Origin of the sequence: Clostridium celatum DSM 1785 (assembly GCF_000320405.1) — a bacterium.
Classification (GTDB): domain Bacteria; phylum Bacillota; class Clostridia; order Clostridiales; family Clostridiaceae; genus Clostridium; species Clostridium celatum.
Map to the genome: position 1 here is coordinate 94,209 of NZ_KB291655.1, position 7,057 is coordinate 101,265.

Here is a 7,057-nt window from a genome sequence, read left to right on the forward strand (position 1 = left end):
AAATTTATATCATTTATATCATACATTTAGGAGCATTGTATTTTAATATTTATAAAAGATTATTTATTTATTTAAATTATACTTATAATAAACTATATAATTTCTTTAAAGTTTCTTTTTCCTTAAGACCATTAAAAAATGAGAGTATAATTTTAAATAATTTATGCATAGAAAACGATGATTCAAATAACTGTACTATAGATGATTTAGTAATAACTGATGGCGGTATTTTTATTATTAAAACTTTAAATTATTCTTATAATGAATTTTTACTTAAAAGTACTACTAATAATAAATCCAAAAGTAAATTAAATAACGATTCGTTAATTGACTTAGAAATAATCTATAAAATTTGTGATGAATGTAATAACTGTTATACCTTACTAAAAGAAATTATATCTTCTGAAATACCTATAACTCAGGTTATTGTTTTACCTAATGAGGATTCAGTTGTTCCTTTAGATGATAATATTAAAATTCCAATTATATTGGCAAAGGATCTGCCATTTTTCATCAAAAAGAATCTTGATACATCTAAAAATTGTTCACCATTATCTTTAAAAAATACCTTATTAGATAACAAGGTTTGGTTCTTTGATATCTTGCTTTTAAAACTTAAATACTTTATTTCAAATAATAAAGGATTATTATTATTTTTTTTAATTTCTTTAATTTTCTATTCTGTATCTACTACTTCTGTATCATACATTTCTTTTCGCTTTTTAAAGTAAAATTATAAGCTATGAAAATAAATATAATATTTATTTTCATAGCTTACTTTTTATATTATTTCATATTCTTTCATTTCATCCCTTAATTTAGATATACCTTCTACTAAAGTATTGGGAAATAAATTTTTAATGTATTCAATTATACTATCGCAATTACCACCATTTTCTGCAATTGATATACTTTCTATTAAAATAGGTACATTTACCCCTGTAAGTACATAAAATTTATTTGGCTCTCTAATACATCTTACCATACACCTTTTAAAAGGACTTCCATTTATCATATCACAAAATATAATTATCTTTTCACATTTACCATAAAGATTTGATATAGCACTGCTAATCTTTTTATCTAAATCATAAACTTTTTCACTATCAATATAATCAACTACTTCTATATTTTCACGCTCACCAATTAACATCTTACAAGCACTATATAATCCTGAGGCAAAGTTACCATGACCAGTTATAATAAATCCAACCATTACTTAACTTATCCTCCTTACTTATATTAAGATAGTTAAAATACATGATACTAAATACCATTTATATATAATTTATTAATATATTCCATAAATTCTATATATATTATTATATCTCTATCTTCGTCTTGTTATTCAATAATATTAAACTAGAAGTTATCCTAACATTTCGTATTTATCTAAATTTGCTTGCTTGACTATTTTGTTATAAACATGTTTTATATCATCTACATTATTATTAAATGCCATATTTTCAATTAATGAATCTAAGATAATCATTATTTCCTTTTCATCTAATTTTAATTCCATAAATCTCACACTCTCTTTTTATAGTTTCATATTGAACTATTTATTCTCACTAAGCTTAATAAACTCTTCTATGTCCTCTTCGATTGTTTTAAGTGAATTTTCCCAGAATGTTTTATTATGAATATCAATTCCTACAGCCTTTGTTATATCTGCAATTTTATTTTTTCCTGTAATAGATAAAAGTTTTTCATACTCACTTGTAAAACTTTCTCCCTTATTAATATATTCTGCATATAAACCTTTTGCAAATAAAAGCCCAAATGCATAAGGGAAATTGTAGTAATTGTAATTAGCATCATAATAATGCGGTTTCCATGTCCACATATATGGATGTAAGTATTCTGGATCTAACCCATCCCCATATGCTTCTCTTTGTGCATTAAGCATAAGTTCTTTTATTTGTTCTACTGTTAAAGAACTTTCTTTTCTAGCTTCAAAAACTGATTTTTCAAATAAAAATCTTGAATAAATATCTACAATAACTTGAGTACAATCACAAATTTCAGCTTCTAATATTGCAAGTGCTTCTTCTTTACTAGCTTCCTTAATTGCTGCCTTCTTTATAATTGTTTCACAAAATGTAGATGCTGTTTCTGCTATTGGCATTGGATATTCTGAATTTAATGTAGCTTCATTCTTTAAACATTCTCCATGGAATCCATGGCCAAGTTCATGGGCCATAGTAACTACATCTCCAAAACTTCCACTATAATTTAATAATATTCTACTTTCACCTATAAAGTGAAGTCCAGCACAAAATGCTCCTCCAACTTTTCCTTCTCTAGGTTCTACATCTATCCAACTATTATCCATTGCTTTCTTTGCATAATCAGCCAAGTGGTCACTAAATGTTCTAAAGTTTTTAACTACAAATTCACAGCCTTCTTCATAAGTAAATTTCATATCTGCATTAGATACTGGTGCATATAAATCATACCAAGGTAATCCATTTTTATGTCCTAATAATTCTGCTTTTTTTCTAAGATATTTTCTAAATACAGGTAAACTTTCCTTCATTGCATCAAGCATTGCATTTAAAGATTCTTCATCCATTCTTGAATCTATAAGAGTTTTTTCTAGTGGAGATTTATATCCTCTAAAATTACAAACTGTTAAAACTTCTCCCTTAATTCCATTAAGAGAAGCTGCTACTCCTTCTTCCACCTTTTTATAAGCTTCTATTTCAGCTTCATAAGCTCTCTTTCTTACTTTAGCATCCTTATCTTCGGCCATATTTAAAACTACTGTTAATGGATATTCTTTTTTTACCCCATCTTCATCAATTTCAACCATTAAAGATGAAATTAGATTATCTTTTAGCTTACTCCACGCATTTGAACCTGTATTTTTCATATTAGCAATTATGTTTTCTTCTCTATCACTTAATAAGTATTTACTTTGATCCACTACATTTTTTAATACAAACTCATGTGCTTTTAATAATTCAGATTGATTTATTACTTTATCTATATCAGTTATAGAACTAATATATCTTTCTATCTTTGTTGATGCTTCAACTATATTAGTTAATTTCTTTTCAAATACATCTGAATATTTAAGTGCTTCTGCATTTTTTGTATTTACACTTATATTAAGTTCTATAAAACTACCTAATCTTGATACTAAATCTGTTAATTTTGAAAATCTTTTTATATATTCTTCTAATTTATCTATAATATTTTCATTATCTGTTACAATTTTATCTACCCATTTATTAATATCATCTATTTTATTATCTAATTTTTCCATATCGATTTTAAATTCATTACTATGAAATGATGGATATAATTCTTTTAAACTCCAATTTAAATTCATTTTTTACTCCTCCCAATTCTATTTTAAAATTTCATCTATTAAATTTAATTCTTCATTTGTAAAATCTAATTTATTAATTGCTAAAACACACTCTTCAATTTGACTAACCTTACTAGCTCCTATAAGAACTGAAGTAACATTATTACCTCTTAATACCCATGATAAAGCCATTTGAGATAGCTTTTGTCCTCTATTTGCAGCTACTTCATTTAATCTTGATACTTTTTTTATTAACTCTTCATTTATATCACTTGCTTGTAAAAATCTACTTTCACTAGCTACCCTAGAATCACTTGGAATACCATTTAAATATCTATCAGTTAATCTTCCTCCAGCTAAAGGTGAAAAAGCAATACTTCCTACTCCTTCTTCTTTTAAAACATCTAAAAGCCCATCTTCAACCCATCTATCAAGCATAGAATATCTTGGTTGATGTATAAGACATGGTGTTCCTAATTCTTTTAACACTTCAATTGCCCTTTTTGCTTCTTTAGGCTTGTAATTTGAAATCCCTACATATAAGGCTTTTCCTTGTCTTACTAGTAAATCTAATGCAGACATAGTTTCTTCAATTGGTGTTTCTGGATCTGGTCTATGATGATAAAAAATATCAACATAATCTAAACCTAATCTTTTTAAACTTTGATCTAAACTTGATACTAAGTATTTTTTTGATCCCCAATTTCCATAAGGACCTGGCCACATATCATATCCAGCTTTTGAAGAAATTATCATCTCATCTCTATATGATTTAAAATCATCTTTTAATATTCTACCAAAATTAGTTTCTGCAGAACCATATGGTGGGCCATAATTATTTGCTAAATCAAAATGAGTTATTCCTAAATCAAAAGCTTTTCTAACCATAGCTTTGCTATTTTCAAAATTATTTATATCACCAAAGTTATGCCAACATCCTAAAGAAATAGCTGGCAATAATAATCCACTTTTCCCACACCTTCTATATTTCATATTGTCATATCTTTTTTCATTTGCTACATAAACCATATTTTATCCCCCTCTTATATAATTCCATATTTTATATTATATACCTATATATAAAATAATACCATTTTCTTATTTGTTAAATTTTACACGCTAAATAGTAGCTATCATTTTATATAAAAAATAAACTTTAAGTAGTTTTAATAATTAAAACTACTTAAAGCTCATAAAATTTATTAATCAATATTTATAATAGCTTTTATTATTTATCGATTTTAACTTGTAATTTTTCAATCCATCCCTTTTTATACTTTAATGATATATATCCAATAATACTCATTATAAATGCTCCAAGGGCATCAACTATTAAGTCTTTCATAGTATCTACCAATGCAGCTCTGCCAATAAGTGCTTCACCACTTTCTAAAGCAAACTTTTGCATATTTAATCCTAATACTCCATCAAAAGTAAATTCATATATTTCCCAAACTACTCCTAATGTTACTGCAAAACAAAATGAGAATATAACTACAAATAATGGACTTAAATTCATAGGAACTTCCTCTGTCTTGTTTAATAATGTTACAAAAGAAAACCCTAAAGCCCCAAGCATAGCTCCACTAAATGTATGCAAAATAGTATCCCAATGAGGTACATTATAATAAAAACTTTTAACTTCTCCTAAGTAGATTGCACAATATAAAAATATTGTGTATAAAATAAGCATATTAGATGGTATATCTATCCTTAATCTATGCTTTAACATCCCTGGTAACAACATTGCTACAACACCTAAAATACATTGAGTTAGCATTAAAACATAATCACTTTTTATACGAACAAATGGTTCATTTGGATTCATAATAGTTGGTGCCTTAGCAATTGCATAAATTAAATAAACAATAGTAGAAATTAACGAAAGCATTACAAAATAATTTAATATCTTTTGCCAATTAATTTTTCTCTTTTTCATTTTTCTCTCCTTGCTAGTAATATAATATAAGTAAAAATCTATACTATATAATTCTAAAATTATATTTTCAAAACACTATTCTATATTAAAAAATGATAAAAGTAAAATAATATACCGTAATATTTGCAATATTAACAAATTTTTAATTATTTTCATTTTTCCTATTTACACTTTTTACTAACTATTATATTATATATATCAAAGATAAATAACAGCGTTGATAGAAAAAAGTAGTTTTTATGATCTCTTAAAGCGAGCAAGGGATGGTGTAAGCCTTGTAAGAGTAGTTTTAATGAAAAACATTCTTGAGCTTCTAACCGAAAGAGTGAAATCTGAAGATTAAATTGAAATTGCATCTTAAAAGGAAATACCTTTTCCTTGCGTCAAAGGTGTAAGTTCGATTTGCCAAATTAAAATTTGGAATCTCACTTATCTCACTTAAGTAGACTTAGACGGGGTCTGACCGTTAAAAAGGAACAGTCTTGAATTTGTATTCAGCACTGATTGAGATAGTATATTTTTATACTAATTTAGGTGGTACCGCGGAAGTAACCTTTCGTCCTATATATTTTAGGACGAAAGGTTTTTTTATATTATTTATTATTTTAGGAGGAATATTTTATGAAAGAACAATTAAAATCACAAGTTTTTGTACCAAAAAACTATAAATCAAGCTTATCTTTAATAGAAACAGAAGTAGCAATAAAAAAAGTTAAAGATTTTTTTGAAAGTAAGCTTGCCGAAATATTAAATCTTACAAGAGTTTCAGCTCCATTATTTCTTGATCATAACTCTGGATTAAATGATAATTTAAATGGAATAGAAAGACCTGTTAGCTTCGATATGCTTGCAATAAATGATAGCAATTTGGAAATAGTACATTCTTTAGCTAAATGGAAAAGATTCGCTCTTCACAGATATGACTTCAAAGTAGGAACTGGCTTATATACTGATATGAATGCTATAAGAAGAGATGAAGAACTAGATAACTTACATTCAATATATGTTGATCAATGGGATTGGGAAAAAGTTATATCTAAAGAAGATAGAACTATAGAAACATTAAAATCTACAGTAAATAAAATATTCTCAGTATTTAAAGCAACGGAAGACTTTATTTGCTCTGAATATCCATCACTTGATAAAATTTTACCTGATGAAATTACTTTTGTTACATCTCAAGAACTTGAAGATATGTATCCTTCTTTAAGCTCTAAAGAAAGAGAAAATGCTATATGTAGAGAACATAAAGCAGTATTTATAATTGGTATTGGTGATACATTAAAATCTGGAGAAAAACATGATGGTAGAAGCCCTGATTATGATGATTGGTCATTAAATGGAGATATTTTATTCTACAATCCTTTATTCGATACTGCTATAGAACTTTCATCAATGGGTATTAGAGTAGATAAAAAAGCCTTAGATTATCAACTTACTAAAGCTGGTTGTGAAGATAGACGTACTCTTCCATTCCATAAAGCTTTATTTGAGGATAAACTACCACTTACTATGGGTGGTGGAATTGGACAATCAAGAATCTGTATGTTCTTTTTAAGAAAAGCTCACATTGGTGAAGTACAAGCATCTATTTGGGATGAATATACTCATGAAAAATGTGAAGAAGCTGGAATTGAACTTCTTTAATATACAATTACTTATACATTTAAAAAAATCACTTTATATTAAATAAGTAATTATATAAATAATTGGCTGTATTTAAGAATAATGTTGATATTAACCTAACTCTTAACACAACCTTTTTAATTTTTAATCGAGTAGGAGGAAAATAATTATTTTAT

General features: G+C 26.5%; 7 protein-coding genes and 1 other annotated feature. Of the genes, 2 read left to right on the top strand and 5 right to left on the bottom strand.

From position 1 onward, the window contains the following. Positions 1–35: 35 nt before the first annotated feature. Entirely contained in the window at positions 36–731 is a 696-nt protein-coding gene (locus tag HMPREF0216_RS11045) for an NERD domain-containing protein (protein WP_169317577.1), read from the top strand. A gap of 50 nt (positions 732–781) precedes the next feature. Here the strand turns inward: HMPREF0216_RS11045 and HMPREF0216_RS11050 are convergent, their stop codons facing one another. The 5 genes from HMPREF0216_RS11050 to HMPREF0216_RS11065 all read right to left on the bottom strand — a co-directional run bounded on the left by HMPREF0216_RS11050 (position 782) and on the right by HMPREF0216_RS11065 (position 5,255). Further along, positions 782–1,216, bottom strand: a complete 435-nt coding sequence (locus HMPREF0216_RS11050; protein WP_005214220.1) for a PTS sugar transporter subunit IIA domain-containing protein — start codon at positions 1,214–1,216, stop codon at positions 782–784. A 153-nt stretch (positions 1,217–1,369) separates the two neighbouring features. Continuing rightward, entirely contained in the window at positions 1,370–1,522 is a 153-nt protein-coding gene (locus HMPREF0216_RS17140) for a hypothetical protein (RefSeq protein ID WP_005214222.1), read from the bottom strand. A 36-nt stretch (positions 1,523–1,558) separates the two neighbouring features. After that, a complete protein-coding gene (locus HMPREF0216_RS11055) occupies positions 1,559–3,337 on the bottom strand; it encodes a M3 family oligoendopeptidase (protein WP_005214224.1) in 1,779 nt (592 codons plus the stop codon). 18 nt (positions 3,338–3,355) lie between these two features. Beyond that, positions 3,356–4,345 (bottom strand): L-glyceraldehyde 3-phosphate reductase, encoded by a 990-nt coding sequence (mgrA, locus tag HMPREF0216_RS11060; RefSeq protein WP_005214226.1) that lies wholly within the window; start codon positions 4,343–4,345, stop codon positions 3,356–3,358. A gap of 199 nt (positions 4,346–4,544) precedes the next feature. Next, positions 4,545–5,255 carry a DUF2238 domain-containing protein gene (locus tag HMPREF0216_RS11065; RefSeq protein ID WP_005214228.1) on the bottom strand — a complete coding sequence of 237 codons (711 nt, stop codon included), beginning with the start codon at positions 5,253–5,255 and terminating at the stop codon, positions 4,545–4,547. Positions 5,256–5,463: 208 nt separating this feature from the next. Next, positions 5,464–5,822, top strand: a binding site (T-box leader). 54 nt (positions 5,823–5,876) lie between these two features. On the opposite strand from HMPREF0216_RS11065, the gene asnA reads away from it, so the two are divergent. Continuing rightward, positions 5,877–6,902: an aspartate--ammonia ligase gene (gene asnA, locus HMPREF0216_RS11070; RefSeq protein ID WP_005214229.1), complete on the top strand. Its 1,026-nt coding sequence runs from the start codon at positions 5,877–5,879 to the stop codon at positions 6,900–6,902. Positions 6,903–7,057 lie beyond the last annotated feature (155 nt).

Coding starts and splice junctions, on each gene's coding strand:
- HMPREF0216_RS11050 (WP_005214220.1), bottom strand. CDS start 1,216: ATGGTTGGATTTATTATAACTGGTCATGGTAACTTTGCCTCAGGATTA.
- HMPREF0216_RS17140 (WP_005214222.1), bottom strand. CDS start 1,522: ATGGAATTAAAATTAGATGAAAAGGAAATAATGATTATCTTAGATTCA.
- HMPREF0216_RS11055 (WP_005214224.1), bottom strand. CDS start 3,337: ATGAATTTAAATTGGAGTTTAAAAGAATTATATCCATCATTTCATAGT.
- mgrA (WP_005214226.1), bottom strand. CDS start 4,345: ATGGTTTATGTAGCAAATGAAAAAAGATATGACAATATGAAATATAGA.
- HMPREF0216_RS11065 (WP_005214228.1), bottom strand. CDS start 5,255: ATGAAAAAGAGAAAAATTAATTGGCAAAAGATATTAAATTATTTTGTA.
- asnA (WP_005214229.1), top strand. CDS start 5,877: ATGAAAGAACAATTAAAATCACAAGTTTTTGTACCAAAAAACTATAAA.